This is a genomic window from Corynebacterium sp. LK2537, assembly GCF_040946485.1.
GTDB lineage: Bacteria > Actinomycetota > Actinomycetes > Mycobacteriales > Mycobacteriaceae > Corynebacterium.
In genome coordinates, this window is sequence record NZ_JAYWLQ010000002.1 from 95026 (window position 1) to 111465 (window position 16440).

At 64.8% G+C, this 16440-nt stretch carries 11 protein-coding genes; 7 read left to right on the forward strand and 4 right to left on the reverse strand.

The genetic code is table 11. The features are described from left to right. Positions 1-107 precede the first annotated feature (107 nt). The 3 genes from VVS03_RS03365 to VVS03_RS03375 all read right to left on the reverse strand — a co-directional run bounded on the left by VVS03_RS03365 (position 108) and on the right by VVS03_RS03375 (position 3925). A complete protein-coding gene (locus VVS03_RS03365) occupies positions 108-1085 on the reverse strand; it encodes a ribose-phosphate diphosphokinase (RefSeq protein WP_368519528.1) in 978 nt (325 codons plus the stop codon). 19 nt (positions 1086-1104) lie between these two features. Further along, the gene (glmU, locus tag VVS03_RS03370; protein ID WP_368519529.1) at positions 1105-2565 is read right to left on the reverse strand and encodes a bifunctional UDP-N-acetylglucosamine diphosphorylase/glucosamine-1-phosphate N-acetyltransferase GlmU; all 1461 of its coding nucleotides are present in this window, start codon (positions 2563-2565) and stop codon (positions 1105-1107) included. A gap of 136 nt (positions 2566-2701) precedes the next feature. Beyond that, on the reverse strand, positions 2702-3925 hold the full coding sequence (locus VVS03_RS03375) for an MFS transporter (protein ID WP_368519530.1): 1224 nt from the start codon (positions 3923-3925) through the stop codon (positions 2702-2704). Positions 3926-4136: 211 nt separating this feature from the next. Between VVS03_RS03375 and VVS03_RS03380 the strand changes: the two genes are divergently transcribed. From VVS03_RS03380 to VVS03_RS03400, 5 genes are all read left to right on the forward strand, one after another. After that, a complete protein-coding gene (locus VVS03_RS03380; RefSeq protein ID WP_368519531.1) occupies positions 4137-5858 on the forward strand; it encodes a multicopper oxidase family protein in 1722 nt (573 codons plus the stop codon). Between the two features lie 66 nt (positions 5859-5924). Further along, positions 5925-6635 carry a trimeric intracellular cation channel family protein gene (locus VVS03_RS03385; RefSeq protein ID WP_368519532.1) on the forward strand — a complete coding sequence of 237 codons (711 nt, stop codon included), beginning with the start codon at positions 5925-5927 and terminating at the stop codon, positions 6633-6635. 368 nt (positions 6636-7003) lie between these two features. Further along, positions 7004-8374, forward strand: coding sequence for an HAAAP family serine/threonine permease (locus VVS03_RS03390; RefSeq protein ID WP_368519533.1), 1371 nt, complete (start codon positions 7004-7006; stop codon positions 8372-8374). A 72-nt stretch (positions 8375-8446) separates the two neighbouring features. After that, positions 8447-9820, forward strand: coding sequence for an L-serine ammonia-lyase (locus tag VVS03_RS03395; protein WP_368519534.1), 1374 nt, complete (start codon positions 8447-8449; stop codon positions 9818-9820). A 68-nt stretch (positions 9821-9888) separates the two neighbouring features. Beyond that, entirely contained in the window at positions 9889-10701 is an 813-nt protein-coding gene (locus VVS03_RS03400; RefSeq protein ID WP_368519535.1) for a transcriptional regulator, read from the forward strand. Positions 10702-10787: 86 nt separating this feature from the next. Here the strand turns inward: VVS03_RS03400 and VVS03_RS03405 are convergent, their stop codons facing one another. Beyond that, positions 10788-11426 carry a hypothetical protein gene (locus tag VVS03_RS03405; protein ID WP_368534604.1) on the reverse strand — a complete coding sequence of 213 codons (639 nt, stop codon included), beginning with the start codon at positions 11424-11426 and terminating at the stop codon, positions 10788-10790. Between the two features lie 653 nt (positions 11427-12079). Between VVS03_RS03405 and VVS03_RS03410 the strand changes: the two genes are divergently transcribed. Beyond that, positions 12080-12727: a TetR/AcrR family transcriptional regulator gene (locus VVS03_RS03410; RefSeq protein ID WP_368519537.1), complete on the forward strand. Its 648-nt coding sequence runs from the start codon at positions 12080-12082 to the stop codon at positions 12725-12727. Between the two features lie 5 nt (positions 12728-12732). Continuing rightward, complete coding sequence (gene mfd, locus VVS03_RS03415; protein ID WP_368526550.1) at positions 12733-16389, forward strand: transcription-repair coupling factor; 3657 nt, start codon at positions 12733-12735, stop codon at positions 16387-16389. Positions 16390-16440 lie beyond the last annotated feature (51 nt).

Below are 16440 nucleotides of genomic sequence, written 5' to 3' on the forward strand. Positions count from 1 at the left end.
TGTGGTCGTGGCTCCCTCACCGTTGCGACCCACCGGAGCGTTTAGGCGTTCCGGCTCACGGTCGCAACGGGGGAGTTGCCTAGGGCACCCAGGGTAGTGATTTTTTCTTAGTCTTGCGGCTCAAACAGGGTAGTAACCGAGCCGTTTTCGAAGATCTCGTGGATCGTGCGGGCCAGCAGCGGCGCGATCGACAGGACCGTCAGGTTGGACCAGCCCTCGGTGGACTGCGGCAGGGTATCGGTCGTGATGACCTCCTCCGCGCCGCACTCCGACAGGCGCTCACGGGCCGGATCGGAGAAGACACCGTGGGTACAGGCGATGATGACCTTGCGGGCGCCGGCCTCCTTGAGGACGCGGACCGCGCCGGCGATGGTGCCGCCGGTATCAATCATGTCATCCAGCAGGATGCAGTCGTGGCCCTCGACGTCACCGACGACGCGGTTGGACACGGTCTGGTTGGCCACCTCGGTGGAGCGGGTCTTGTGGACGAAGGCCAGCGGGGCGTCGCCCAGCTCGTGGGCCCACTTCTCGGCGACCTTGACGCGGCCGGCGTCCGGGGAGACCACGGTGATGTTGTCCGTGGGGTAGGTCTTCTTGATGTAGTCGGTCAGGATCGGCATGGCGTGCATGTGATCGACCGGGCCGTCGAAGAAGCCCTGGATCTGGTCGGTGTGCAGGTCGACGGAGACGATACGGTCTGCGCCGGCGGCCTGCAGGAGGTCGGCGACCAGGCGGGCGGAGATGGGCTCGCGGCCGCGGTGCTTCTTGTCCTGTCGCGCGTAAGGGTAGAACGGCAGGATAGCGGTAATGCGCTTGGCGGAACCGCGCTTGAGCGCATCGATCATGATGAGCTGTTCCATCAGCCACTTGTTCAGCGGCTGGGTGTGGGACTGCATGACGAAGCAGTCGGCACCACGCACGGATTCCTCGAAGCGAATAAAGATTTCGCCGTTCGCGAAGTCGCGGGCGGTGGTGGGGACTAGGTCCGTCTTGAGCTCCTTGGCTACGGCCTCAGCCAGATCCGGGTGTGCGCGCCCGGAAAACAGCTTCATGTTTTTGCTGCTGCCAGTGATTTTGCCAGTCATAGCGAGTTAAAAACCCTTCTTATTTGTGGTCGCCGTTATGTGGTTCGTCTTGCGCACGGGCTGCCGCCTCCGCCGCCGGGGTACCCGGCCGCTTCTTCTGCACCCAGCCCTCGATGTTGCGCTGCTTGCCACCAGAGACAACGAGTGCTCCTGCCGGAACATCGTCCTTGATTACTGTACCCGCTCCGGAATACACGCCGTCACCGACCGTCACCGGAGCAATAAACATGGTGTCCGAGCCGGTGCGGACGTAGTCGCCCACGGTGGTGTGGTGCTTGTTGACGCCGTCGTAATTGACGAAGACGGAGGAGGCACCGATGTTGGATTCGCGGCCGACGGTCGCGTCCCCGATATAGGTCAGGTGCGGCACCTTGGAGCCCGGCCCGATGTGGGCCTTCTTGGCCTCGACGAAGCCGCCCAGCTTGCCCTTTTCGCCGAGGATGACGCCGGGGCGGATGTAGGTGAACGGCCCGACGGTGGCCTCGGTGCCGATGACCGAACCCTCGCCGTGGGCGCGGATGACGCTGGCGCCGGCTCCTACCTGCATGTCGGTCAGGGTGGTATCGGGGCCGACCACGGCGTTGTCGCCGATGGAGGTAGTACCCCACAGCTGGGTGCCGGGGTGGATGGTCACGTCTTGGCCGATGGTCACGCCTACACCAATCCAGGTGGTCTCCGGATCCACCACGGTGGCGCCACCGCGCATGGCCGCTTCCACCAGGCGGCGGTTGAGCTCGCGGCCGGCGGCGGCCAGCTGGATCCGGTCGTTGACGCCGGCAAGCTCCGCCGGATCCGGGGCGCGGAAGGCGCCGACTGACTGGCCGTCCTCGCGGGCGATCTCCAACACGTCGGTGATGTAGAGCTCGCCCTGGGCGTTGTTGGTGTCCAGGCGGGTCAGGGCGGAGCGCAGCGTGGCGGCGTCGAAGGCGAAGACGCCGGAGTTGACCTCGCGGATAGCGCGCTGCGCGTCGCTGGCGTCCTTGTGCTCGACGATGGCCTGCACGGAGCCATCCTCGGCGCGCTCGATGCGGCCGTAGCCGGTGGGATCGTCCAGCTCCATCGACAGCACGGTGACCGCGTTGCCGGCCTCCTGGTGTGCGGCGCGCAACCCGTCGATGGTCTCGGCGCGCAGCAGCGGGACGTCGGCGTTGGTGACGATGACGGTGCCCTCGAAGTCCGGTAGCGGTTCCAGGCCGCACTGCACGGCGTGGCCGGTACCGTTTTGTTCTTCCTGGACCGCCTGCAGGATCTCCCGGCCGAGCTCCTCAGCGAGGCTATCGACGGCGGGGGAGACCTGGTCACGCTGGTGGCCGACGACGGCCACGAGGTGCTCGGGCTCCAGGCCGGCGGCGGCGTGCAGGCTATGGCCCAGAAGGGTGCGGCCGCCGATGCTGTGCAAAGTCTTTTGCGTTGCAGACTTCATGCGGGTGCCAGCGCCGGCGGCGAGAACGATGACGGCTACGGGTTGCGGACTTGCCACGTGGGGAACTCTCCAAAATCTTAATCGGCGAAAGTGCAATAAGTTTTTCGCTAAACATCATATAGCGGAGCGCGCCCAGCCGCGTTCTTTTGAGCAGACACGTTGGAGCGATCCGCGGCGTTGTACACACAAAGTCCTACGCCGAGACGTCTTCCAGCTGGCGGGCCCGCCACACGCCGATGGCGCCGACGATGGCCAAAAAGAGCAGCGCAACCGAGGGCCCGGCCAGGGCGATAAGTGCGGAGATGCCGCCGACAATGAGCAGCATGACGCCCATCATCGTGTTGGCCGCGCCCACGTACTGGGTGCGCTGATCGCCCTCGGCCATGTCCACCACGTAGGTCTTGCGGGCCACGCGGATGGCGGTGTGGGCCAGGGTGACCACGAAGAAGCCGGCGGGCAGCAGCCACTGGTTGACTGCAGCGGGCAGGGTGGCATCCGCAGCCACGATAAGAACCAGGACCACGGAGGCCACCGCGGCGCCGCCGGCCATCACGTTGCGGGACGACTTGTCGGAGAAGACCCCGGAGACCCGCCCGCCGATGAGCGAGGCCACGCCGGAGGCCAACAGGAACGAGCCCAGGCCCCCGAGCAGCGTATCGCCGTTGCGCTGGGCCAGGGTGACGATAAACGTGGTCGAGAGTGCGGAGACCAACAGCAGGGAGCGGACGTTGACGAACTGCCGAAAGCGGCTGTCTTCGGTATACAGATTCCAGGTGTCGCGCCACCAGGACTGGGCCGGCGGCTGCTGGGTCTCCTCCGTGACCGGCTCCTCGATGCCGCGGAATACCAGGGTGGCCACCGCCCAGGTCAGCGAGCCGGCGACCACCAACAGGCCCAGCGCCCACTGCGGCAGGTGCCCGGTGAACACGAGGAAGATGCCAACGATGAGGGTGGCGCCGCCGCCGACGGCGGTAGCCCGGCCGGTGACCTCGCCGCGGGTGCCCTTAGAAATCGTGCGGCCCTGGACGTCCTTGCCCGCGATGGAGCACAGGGCCCGAAAGACGGACAGCGCCGCGAGCGCCAGCAACACCCCGGCGCCCAGCAACCAGCCGCGGGCGACGATGATGACCAGCCCGATGAGGAAAGCGGAAACGGCCTGGCCGACCGATCCGATCATCCACAGCTTCTTGCGGCTGTTGTGCGTGGTCACCCAGGGGGTCAGCGCTGCCTGCGGCAGCATCGAACCGGACTCGCGGAAGGGCACCAGCAAGGCGGTGAAGAAATGGGGAACGCCCGCGGCCTGGAACGCCCACGGCAGCACCGTCTTGGCGGAGACCACCTGGTCGCCGAGGTTTTGCAGACCGTTTGCCCAGACGAAACGCCGCGCGTTGTGGGATTCCCTATTCTTGTTTTGCATGGTGCTGAGCCTATTGGACGGCGAAAATTTTGGGTAGTAAGGACGGCCTCGCTGCGGCCCGCGAAGCGAGAACTTCAGCTCGGCGGAACAAGCTCGTCCGGTGTGAGATTGTGCGCGGCGGCGCCAACACGGGACAGGTGGCGAGGCCGGTGGCCTAGGCTGGAGGGAGTATCAATTGTTCACGGTGTTGTGAAGGCAAAGGTGATTGTTTATGCCCGCTCGTGCCCATGTGCACCGCCCGTTCAACCGGCGAATGTTTTTCCGCGGCACGCTCGTCGCCGCCCTGGGCGCTGCGGCGGCCCCCGCGCTGGCGGCGTGCTCTGATAGCCAGTCCAGCCAGCAGCCCGCACCGCGCGGCTACGACGGCGACCTGCGCGAGCTGGCCATCCCGCCGCTCTATGAAGGCTCGCTGGAGGGTACAACCCGCACGTTCAACCTGCAGGCCCAGGCCGGCCATGCCGAGATCCTGCCCGGCCAGCCGCGCACGCGGACCTGGGGGTTCAACGGCGATTACCTGGGCCCGACGCTGCGCGCCAAGAAGGGCGAGGAGGTCAAGGTCCGCGTAGATAACAACCTGCCGGAGATGACCACCGTCCACTGGCACGGGATGAAGCTGCCGGCGTATGCCGACGGCGGCCCGCACTCGCCCATCGAACCGGGGGAGAGCTGGGAGCCGTCCTGGACGGTGGCGCAGCCTGCCGCCACGGTGTGGTACCACCCGCACCCGCACGGGCAGACCGCCGTGCAGGCCTACCGCGGGCTGGCTGGCATGTTCATCCTGGACGACGAGGTCTCCGAATCGCTGGAAATCCCGCACGACTACGGGGTGGACGATATCCCGGTCGTCATCTGCGATCTCAAATTCACTGACGACGACCAGTTGGACAACCGGATCGATGACACACTAGGCCTGATGGGTACCACTCCGGTGGTAAACGGCCAGACCAACTGCTTTTTCCAGGCCACCACGCGCCGGGTGCGGCTGCGTTTCTTAAACGGCGCGACCATGCGTTTCTACACGCTCAGCCTGGACAACGACGCTCCCTTCCAGGTCATCGCCACGGACTCCGGACTGTTGGGCGCGCCGGTGGAGGCCGACGACATTCTGCTCGGCCCCGGTGAGCGCGTCGAGGCCCTAGTGGACCTGGCCCCGGGCGAGGAAATCAAGCTTGTCTCCCACCCGCGCGAGGACCGTTTCGGCATCCCCGAAAACGGCGAGTACACCGTGGACTTCGGCTTCCAGGACTCCTTCGACCTGCTGACCCTGCGCGGCCCCCAGGATGACGCGCCGGAAGCCCCGGCGCTGCCGGCAAAGCTCGACCCGGCCGCGGACAAGACGCCCGATTCGGACGGGCTGAAGGAGCGCACGTTCGTGCTCAATACCTTCCTTATTAATGGCGAGTCTATGGACATGGCCCGCGTGGACGAGGTCATTGAACACGACAAGCCGGAAATCTGGCACGTGGAAAACGAAAACGCGGACTGGCCGCACAACTTCCACATCCACAACTCCCGCTTCAAGATCCTGGACTTCAACGGGCAGGGGATTGAGGTTCCGACCCAGGGATGGAAGGACACCATCGACCTTCCGCCGAAGGCGACGGCGACCCTTCTGGTGGAATTTGGCTATTACCCAGACCCGACCATCCCTTATATGTTCCACTGCCACATGCTCCTGCACGAGGACGAGGGCATGATGGGGCAGTTCGTCGTGGTCGAGCCCGGCGACGAGCCCGACGTGCGCGTGAATCCGGCGGCGATGACCTTCGATGAGCACGCCGGGCACTCGTCCAACCACGCCCAGCACGGCTCTATCGATGCCTCCCGCAGCCCCTACGCGCCGACCAATCAGGCCCAGCCCGCGGCTGGTGCGAACGAGCCGGCGCCGCGCGGCAACCCCGGCGGGCACCAGTCCAATCTGGACGCCAAGTAGCCAGCACAGCAGGCAAAGGGCATCCGGGCGGGGTTGGGCTCCGCGCGGTTGCCTATTGTGGAAAGCATGCACGACGTCGATCCGCTCATCTCCACCCTCTATCAAGTCTTTGATCTGATCGGGGTGGTCCTCAACGGCATCATCGGCGGGACGATTGCCCGCAAGCGGGAATTCGACATCGTGGGCTTCATCTTCCTCGCGCTGTTTTCGGCCTTGGCCGGCGGCATGATGCGCGACATGCTCATCGGGGCGGGCGCGGCCGCCGCTGTGTCCGACCCGGCCTACCTGGGGCTGGCCTGCGTGGGCGCGCTGGTGGCGTTCTTGACCGATCTCAAGGGCAAAGTCTGGGAGATCTTCAAGGTCCACGGCGACGCCATCATCTTGGGCGTGTGGTCCACGACTGGGTGCGTCAAGGCGCTCTCCCACGGGATGCCGCTGATTGCCTGCGTGTTCATGGGCGTGCTGACCGCCGTGGGTGGGGGAATGATTCGTGACATCGCTTCGGGGCAGATTCCAGGCATCTTCGGCGGCAGCCCGCTCTATGCCGTGCCCGCCATTATTACGGGGGTGGTCATGGTGGGCTTTTCCATCTCCGGATTCCAGGCGCTCGGCATGTTGGTGGCGCCGCTGGTGGGCACGGGCCTGGCGGTGCTGGCCTACTGGCGCGGGTGGGTGCTGGCCCGCCCGGGTCGCGCGCCCGTGAACTACACCGCGGAACACATGGCGCAGTTCGTGCGGCGCGCCGGAAACCGCTGGTGGGGGCAGCGCCGCAAGTAATCGCGCGCTCGCGGTCGTGATAAAAGGCCTGAAGCTGATAAAAATTACTCTGCAATTTCCGCTAAAGGGCTGAAAAAATCTTTGTCATTCGTGCAAAAAGGGCGGTTTTGCACGCAGTTAAACGGTACTACCGTATCGCTATAGGGCGATAAACCTGCTGGGTACGCCGTATTTCTGAGTGTTTGGTCACATTGCAGTCATTTTCTTGGGTTTTGCAGCAAATTTATTTGCACAACCCTCGGGGGAGGGATAAAGTTACAACTAACACGAAAGGGAAATCGAGTGGCAGCCGTCACAAGGGTTCCAGATGGCAGTCCCACCCGAGTCCTGAAAGTGGCTCACATATCGCACTACTGGGAGAGACAACAATGTCCACAATCATCAACCCGCAGAACGCCGCCGGTTCAGAATCCGGCTCTGGCGATTCGCAGGCCGTCAACGCAAAGAACACGGCCACCCTTCTTGCCGACGAAAAGCCCACCGTCGATCCTCGCGGTTGGCACAAGACCGACACGGTCTGGATGCTGAGCCTGTTCGGTACCGCAATTGGTGCCGGCGTCCTCTTCCTCCCGATCAACGCCGGCCAGGGCGGCATCATCCCGCTCATCATCATGACGCTGGTTGCGTTCCCGATGACCTTCATGGCCCACCGCGCGCTGACCCGCTTCATGCTTTCTAGCTCCAACCCGGACGCTGACCTGACCCAGGTGGTCGAGGAGCACTTCGGCCCGAAGGCCGGCATGGCCATGACCATCCTGTACTTCCTGTCGGTGTACCCGATTCTGCTGGTCTACTCGGTCACCATCGTCAACACGGTCTCCAGCTTCATGCAGCACCAGCTGGGCATTGAGCCTCCGTCACGCTGGCTCCTGTCGGCCATCCTGGTCGGCGGCCTCATCCTGATTGTCCGCATGGGCAACGACTTCGTGGTTAAGGCCATGTCCGTCCTGGTCTTCCCGTTCATCGCCATCCTGGTCCTGCTGTCCCTGTACCTCATCCCGAACTGGTCGGGCGCCCTGTTCAGCACCTTCGACATGAGCGAGATTTCCCGCGTCTCCGGCCACGGCCTGGGCGTTACCCTGCTGCTGCTGGTCCCGGTCATGGTCTTCTCCTTCAACCACTCGCCGATTATCTCCTCCTTCGCCAAGGCAAAGCGCCAGGAGTACGGTGCAGCTGCCGATAAGAAGACCGGCCAGGTCCTGGCCGCCGCTGAGGCCCTCATGGTCGGCGTGGTTATGTTCTTCGTCTTCAGCTGCGCGCTGTCCCTGTCCCCGGAGAACGTCGCAGAGGCCAAGGAACAGAACATCACCATCCTGTCCTACCTGGCTAACCACTTCGATGACCCGATTATCGCTTGGGTCGCCCCGATTGTCGCCATCATCGCCGTCGCCAAGTCCTTCCTGGGTCACTACCTCGGTGCGGCCGAAGGCTTCGAAGGCATCGTCGTGAAGTCCTCCGGCGGCCGCCTGGAGCGCAACAAGGCTCTGGAAACCGGCACCCTCATCTTCATGCTGGTCTCCGCTTGGCTGGTTGCTTGGGCTAACCCGTCCATCCTGGGCATGATTGAAACCCTGTGTGGCCCGACGATTGCCATCCTGCTCTTCCTGATGCCGCAGTACGCCATCCACAAGATTGACGCCCTGAAGAAGTTCCGCGGAAACTTCGGCAACTACTTCATCACCGTCATCGGCATCGTGGCCGTAGCCACCATCGTCTACAACATCATCCAGGTCTTCTAAGACCACTTCCTCCGCCCCCACTTCGGTACTCCCACTACGGGAATAGGAAAACTTCGGAAAGGTAATCCAGCCATGTTCGTCAGTATCTTTGAAATGTTCAAGATTGGTATCGGGCCCTCTAGCTCCCACACCCTGGGGCCAATGAAGGCCGGCCGCCAGTTCGTCGATGAACTCGAGCGCGCCGAAATCATCGACCGGGTCGACCGCATCCACGCCGAGGTCTACGGCTCCCTGTCCCTGACGGGCAAGGGCCACGCCACCGACGACGCCATCATCATGGGCGTGGCTGGCAACGAGCCGGAGACCGTCGACATCGACGAAATGCCGGTCTTCCTGGCCAAGGTACGCGCCACGAACAAGCTGGAAATCGGCTCGGCCCAGCGCATGGTCGACTTCGACGACATCGTCTTCCGCTCCGACTTCCACCCGGCACACGAGAACACCATGTCCCTGACCGCCTACAACGGCGACGAGGTCGTCATGGAGAAGTTCTACTGTTCCATCGGTGGCGGCTTCATCGTCGAGGCTGAGGAAGTCGGCGGCGCCTGCGCTCCGCACCAGCCGGTACCGTACGCATACCCGACCGCCGCGGCCCTGCTCGACCTGTGCCGCCGCCACGACCTGTCCATCCCGGAGCTGGCCATGGCCAACGAGATTGAGGCCCACGGCGAAGAGGCAGTGCGCGAACACATGGCCAAGGTCTGGGAGGTCATGAAGGAGGGCATCCAGCGCGGCATCACCACCGAGGGCACCCTGCCGGGCAAGCTCCACGTTCCCCGCCGCGCAGCGGTCCTGTACAAGCGCCTGACGGAGAAGCCGAACGGCGGCAACGACCCGCTGAGCGCCATGAGCTGGCTCAACGTCTACGGCCTGGCCGTCAACGAGGTCAACGCCTCCGGTGGCCGCGTGGTTACCGCCCCGACCAATGGTGCCTGCGGCATCGTCCCGGCCGTGCTGGCTTACTACGACAAGTTCGTCGCCCCGGTCGACGAGGACACCTACCGCGACTACTTCCTGACCTGTACCCAGGTGGGCGCCCTGTTCAAGATGAACGCCTCCATCTCCGGCGCTGAGGTTGGTTGCCAGGGCGAGGTCGGCGTGGCCTGCTCGATGGCTGCTGCCGGTCTGGCACAGCTGATGGGTGGCACCCCGGAGCAGGTGTGCGCCGCTGCCGAAATCGGCATGGAGCACAACCTGGGCCTGACCTGCGACCCGGTCTGCGGCCAGGTGCAGGTGCCCTGCATCGAGCGCAACGCGGTCGGCGCCGTCAAGGCCGTCAACGCGGCCCGCATGGCCCTGGAGCGCGAGTCCGACCCGACCGTGTCCCTGGACAACGTCATTGAGACCATGTACCAGACCGGTAAGGACATGAACTCCAAGTACCGGGAGACCTCCGAGGGCGGTCTGGCCACCGTTCTCTTCCCCCGACTGCTGCCTTGCAGCTAAACTTACGGTAAGCGTAAGAAAAATCACAGCAAAATATTGAGCCCCTACCAGAGATAAGGAACGCGGACATGCACACGGCATTGAAAGACCTCATCACCTCCGCACCGGTGAAAGACACGGCCGACCTGCATGCCCGCTACGTTCCCCTGGTTGAGTTCATGGGCCAGGCGATGGGCCCCAACTGTGAGGTTGTCCTGCACGACCTGACCGTGCCGGATGAGTCCATCATCGCCATCGTTAACAGCCACATCAGTGGCCGTAAGGTCGGCGGCCCGGTCACGGACTTCGCCCTGTGGTTCATGAAGCAAGGTTCCCACGACTCCATTCCGTTCGTGGCGGGCTACCGCTCAGTAAACGCCGTCGGCCGAATCTGCCGTTCGTCCAGCTACTTCATCCGGGATGAGTCCAATGAACTCATCGGGATGGTCTGCGTGAACGTTGACATCACCGAGCTCGTCAACGTGCAGCGCCTAGCTGGCAGCCTCATCGGGGAATCCCGCGACAGCGCTGCCGAGGGAGCTCCCATGCCGACCACGGCCGAGGCCAAGCGCCGGGCGGTAGAGCTCGCGCAAGCCACGAGCGCTGCGGCCGTCTCCAACGCAACCAACACCGGTTCGGACGAGGCAGAGGAAGAAAACCACCACTCCCTGGAAAGCTTGCGGACCAACCTGGAGTCTCTGTTGGAATCCATGCTGGATACCGCACTAGAAAAGCAAGGCGCTGCGCCAAACCAGATGCGTCGAGACGAGCGTCTGGAGGTCGTTGCGGACCTTGAAGAAGCAGGCTTCTTCCTGCTCAAAGGTGGAATCGCCGCAGCCGCGGAGCGTCTGGAAGTCTCCGAGCCCACTGTGTACCGCGACCTCGTGAAGGTCCGCAGCTAACGCAGCTCAGAGCTGCGATATGGAAGCGCCCCCGCAGGTGACCTGATGGTTACTTGCGGGGGCGTTTTTAGCGATCTAGTGGGTCATTAGACCTCGCCGCCTAGGTAGACGGGCACGCCGTGCTTGCGCATCGCGAGCTCGCAGGTGCGCTGCTCCCAGCCCAGGCTGCGGCCGACGAGCTGCTGTTCCGACTCGGTGCTCGGGTAGACGACGATCGTCTCCTGGTAGTGCAGTTCGCTGAGCTCGGCCGCGTCCTTGTCCATGCGAGCAAAAAGGCCGCACACGTCTTCGCGGATCCCCATCGGGATGCCCATGGTCCCGGCGATCCAGCGGGCGTAGGTGCGCGGGGCGACGCTGAGCGCGTGCGCCATGCCGGCATTGTCCAAACCCAGCAGGTGCTGGGATGCCTTGAGTTCGCCGCGGGTGATGGAGACGGGTGCCTCGGTAACCTCGTACTTGACGTCCGGCGCGCCCCAGACGTGGATGGCCAACTCACACAGGATATCCGAGTTCAGTGGGCGCGGGTCGTTGATCTCTGCGAGCTCGTCCTCGTCCAATACGGATTCATCGAGAGGGGAGACCGCGTGGACCTGGTCTAGCCAGCAGTCCATATTTATGCCCTGGTACAAGGCCTCGTCGATGAGCTTCTTGCGCACTTCCGGGAGGGTCTCGCCCCAGACCTCCATGTCGTAGTCGAACTGGGCTGCGCTGATGATATAGGTCATGTTTTAACTCCTGGGTCAAAGATGAGGGGAGTGGGTTACCAGAACTGTGTGAAGCGCTTGCCGTCCCGCTCAAACAGTGCGGGACTCCGCACCTGTGGAGGTGACGGGCGTGGTGGTGACGTGTGGGGTGAAGACACTTGTCTTGTGCATGTCGGACTCTCTTCCGTGTTCGATGGCCGGGACCTTTTCCCTTGCCGTCTGGTTTCGAGCTTAGGCCTCGGCTAGATCCTTGTCTAGCGCTATACACGGTGAGTGGGGTACGAGAAATTTCACGACGAATCCTCGGCGAAAAACAAAAGTAGCCGCAAATTGTCTGGGCCGGTTGGACGGCGGATACGTAAAAACCCGTCCCACCAGTGGAAACTGGTCAGGGCGGGTAAATGAAAAGCTTCCCCACTAGGACTCGAACCTAGAATGACGGTACCAAAAACCGTAGTGTTGCCGATTACACCATGGGGAATCACGCCGCTCCATTGAAGTGGCGTTGTGCCCTAACAGACTACCTTACGGGCCGGGGATCGGAATAATCGGGTTGTGGCGCTGTAACGAGGTTGGGCAATGGTGTTGTGGGTGGTTGGTGCGCGCTGGGGCGCTGCGGTGGGTGGCAGGCCCGGTGGTGCTGGCCGGGGGCATCGGCGGCTAGGCTTTAAGGCATGGTGAAACGACGCATGACGGGCCGCCAGCGGCGCGAACAGCTGCTGGCTGTGGGGCGGGCGGCTTTCGCTGAGCTAGGTTTCGATGGGGCTAGCGTCGAGGAGATCGCGGCGCGGGCTGGGGTCTCGAAGCCGGTGGTCTACGAACATTTCGGGGGCAAGGAAGGCATCTACGCCGTCGTTGTGGATCGGGAGATGGTGGCGCTGGAGGGCGTCATTACAGAGGCGATCGACCACGGCAGCTGGCGGGAGCGCATTGAGCAGGCCGCGCTCGCGCTGCTGACCTACGTGGAGGAGGAGACCGACGGTTTCGTCATTCTGGTGCGGGATTCCAAGCCGGGCACGGAGCGCTCCTATGGGACGCTGCTGAATACGGCGGTTGGCCAGGTCAGCTATATACTGGGCCGGGCTTTCGCCCGCCGGGGGCTGGACGAGGAACTGGCGACGCTCTACGGCCAGGCGCTGGTTGGGATGGTCTCCACCACGGCGCTATGGTGGCTGGATGTACGCCAGCCGGACAAAGAGGTCGTGGCCGCGCATATTGTTAATTTGTGTTGGAATGGGCTCTCCGACATGCAAGCCCAGCCGAAGCTCGTCGCGCCGCCGGCCGGTGGCGCGGGGCAGACACAGGAAGAGGAGAATTCATGACGGCAATGCTGGCCGGCCTGCTCAAGGTCGCTGCCTCCGATCCGAAGCTGAAAGGCCTGGCGGCCCAGGTGGGGGAGCGGGCCCTCCACATCACCGGCATTGACCAGGCGCGCCCCTGGGCGATCGGCACGCTGGCCAACCAGGCGCCGGTGCTGGTGGTCACCGCGACGGGCCGCGAGGCGGAGGATTTAAGCGCCGAACTGGCCGCCATGTTGGGCGACGCCGTGGCCTATTTCCCGGCCTGGGAGACACTGCCGCACGAGCGTCTAAGCCCCGGCGTGGATATCATCGGCCGCCGCGCGCAGGTCCTCGACCGGCTGGCACGCGGCGACGTGCGCGTGGTGGTCACCGCGGCGCGCGGTTTTAGCCAGCCCATCCTCAAGGATGTGGAAGGCCGCGCGCCGATCCACTTCGCGGAGGAGGAAGAGCACGACCTTACTGCGCTCGTGGAGGCCCTGGACTTTAAGGCCTACCGCCACGTGGACATGGTCGCCCGGAAGGGCGAATACGCCATCCGCGGCGGGATCCTGGACGTCTACCCGACGACGCTGGATTACCCCGTGCGCGTGGAGTTCTGGGGCGACGAGATCACTGATATCCGGAAGTTCTCCGTGGCCGATCAGCGCACCATCCCCGAGATCGAGGTCGGCGCCGTCGACGTCTATCCCGCCCGCGAGCTGCCCGTGACTGACGCGGTCGCGCAGCGGGCCGGGGAGCTGGCCCAGAAGCACCCGGGCAACCCCGCCCTGGTGGAGCTGCTGACCAAGCTGGGCGAGAAGATCCCCGCCGACGGCATGGAGGCGCTCCTGCCGGCGCTCAGCGATGCCCCGATGGTCCCCCTGACCGACTTCCTGGACGCGGGCGCCCACGTGGTCCTCGTGGCGCCGGAGAAGATCCGCACGCGCATCTCTGACCTCGTCGACACGGACGCGGAGTTCATGGCCGCCGGCTGGGAGGCCGCCGCCATGGGCGCCGACGGCCCGCTGGCCACGGAGGGCCTCGACCTGTCCGCGGCCAGCTTCCGCGACTACGACGAGCTCTCGGACCTGGTCACCGACTCCGGGCGCCCGCTGTGGACCTTTGCGCCGCCCGGCATGTTCGCCGCCGACGAGGCGCAGACCCTGCCGCTGGAGTTCGAGCCCGGCCCGACCCCGCGCGGGGATCTCAAGGCCATTGACCAGATGATGGCCGAGCTGCTGGCCCACACCCAGGCCGGCGGCCGCGCGGCTTTTATCGCGCCCGCCCACGGCGCCATCAAACGCATGGTCGACCGCTTCGCCGAGAAGGGGATCCCCACCGAGGTCGCCACCCCGGGCTGGGAGCCCAGCCCCGGCAAGGTCACCCTGTACCAGGCGCTCAGCCACGCCGGGCTGGTCTTCCCCAAGGTGCGCAAGCTCAAGGACGCGGAGGCCCTGCCGCTGGTCGTCATCACGGAAACCGACCTGACCGGTAACCGTGTGGGCGATATCGCCGGTGCCAAGCGCCGCCCGGCCAAGCGCCGCAACAAGGTCGATCCCCTGGCGCTGAAGCAGGGCGATTTCGTCGTGCACGAAACCCACGGCATCGGCCGCTTCCTCAAGATGGCCGAGCGCACCATCAAGGCCGGGGACGAGACCTCGCGGCGCGAGTACATCGTGCTGGAATACGCCGCTTCCAAGCGCGGCCAGCCGGCGGATCAGCTGTGGGTGCCCATGGACTCGCTGGACCTGCTGAGCAAGTACACCGGCGGCGAGGCCCCGAAGCTGTCCAAGATGGGCGGCTCGGACTGGAAGAACACCAAGAAGAAGGCCCGGGCCGCCGTGCGCGAAATCGCCGGCGAGCTGGTGCAGCTCTACGCCAAGCGCCAGGCCGCGCCCGGACATGCCTTCGCGGAGGACTCGCCCTGGCAGCAGGAGATGGAAGACAACTTCCCCTTCGTGGAGACCGAGGACCAGATGCTGGCCATCGATGCCGTCAAGCACGACATGGAATCCACCGTGCCGATGGATCGCGTCGTGGTGGGCGATGTGGGCTACGGCAAGACCGAGGTCGCCGTGCGTGCGGCCTTCAAGGCCGTCCAAGACGACAAGCAGGTCGCCGTCCTCGTGCCGACCACGCTGCTGGCCCAACAGCACTACAACACCTTCGCGGAGCGCATGGCGGGCTTCCCGCTGGAAATCCGGGTGCTCTCCCGCTTTACCACCCAGAAGGAGGCCAAGGAGATCATCTCCGGCCTGGCGGAGGGCACGGTCGACATCGTCATCGGCACCCACCGCCTGCTGCAGACGGGCGTGTACTGGAAGCAGCTGGGGCTCATCATCGTGGACGAGGAGCAGCGCTTCGGCGTCGAGCATAAGGAGCACATCAAGGCGCTCAAGGCCTCGGTCGACGTGCTGACGATGTCCGCCACCCCTATCCCGCGCACCCTGGAGATGTCCATGGCCGGCATCCGCGAGATGTCCACCATCCTCACCCCGCCGGAGGACCGGCACCCGGTGCTGACCTACGTCGGCGCCTACGAGGACAAGCAGGTCGCCGCCGCCATCCGGCGCGAGCTGCTGCGCGATGGCCAGACCTTCTTCATCCACAACAAGGTCGCGGACATCGAAAAGAAGGCGCGTGAAATCCGCGAGCTCGTGCCGGAGGCCCGCGTGGTCGTCGCCCACGGGCAGATGCCCGAGGAAGTCCTGGAAAAGACCGTGCAGGGCTTCTGGGACCGCGAGTACGACGTGCTGGTGTGCACGACCATCGTCGAGACCGGCCTGGACATCGCCAACGCCAACACCCTGATCGTGGAAAACGCCCACCACATGGGCCTGTCCCAGCTGCACCAGCTGCGCGGCCGCGTGGGGCGCTCCCGCGAGCGCGGTTACGCCTACTTCCTCTACCCGAAGGGTGCGACACTCAGCGAGACCAGCTACGACCGCCTGGCCACCATCGCCCAGAACAACGACCTGGGCGCCGGCATGGCCGTGGCGATGAAGGACCTGGAGATGCGCGGCGCCGGCAACGTGCTGGGCGCCCAGCAGTCCGGGCACATCGCCGGGGTCGGCTTCGACCTCTACGTGCGCCTGGTGGGCGAGGCCGTGGAGACCTTCAAGGCCCTGGCCAAGGGCGAGACCCCGCAGGTTACCGACGAGGCCCCGAAGGAAATCCGCATCGATCTGCCGGTGGACGCCCACATCCCGGAGCGCTACATCAACTCCGAGCGCCTGCGCCTGGAGGTCTACCGCAAGCTCGCGGCCTCCCAGGACGATAAGGACCTGCGCGCCGTGCGAGAGGAGATGGAGGACCGCTTCGGGCCCGTGCCCACCGAGGTCCTGCGCCTGCTGGCCGTCGCACGGCTGCGCCACCAGGCGCGCCGGGCGGGGATCTCCGACGTCACGGTGCAGGGCACCCGCCTGAAGTTCCACCCGGTCGAGCTGCCTGATTCCAAGCAGGTGCGCCTCAAGCGCCTGTACCCGGGGTCGAATTACCGCGCCGCGGCCCAGGCTCTTCAGGTGCCTTTCCCGAAGGCGGGGCGGAACGTTACCTCGCCGCAGCTGCGCGATACCGAGCTGGTCCAGTGGGTGGCCGATTTCATCTCCGCCATGTTCGACGTGGACAAGATCGACGTCACCGGCGACGACCCGGGCAAGCCGAAACCGAAGGACAAGAAGAACGTCATTTCGGTGGGACAGTAGCCGCGCTCGCCGCCTACGCGGCACGCTTCCCCCGTCAGACTATTTAGTTTG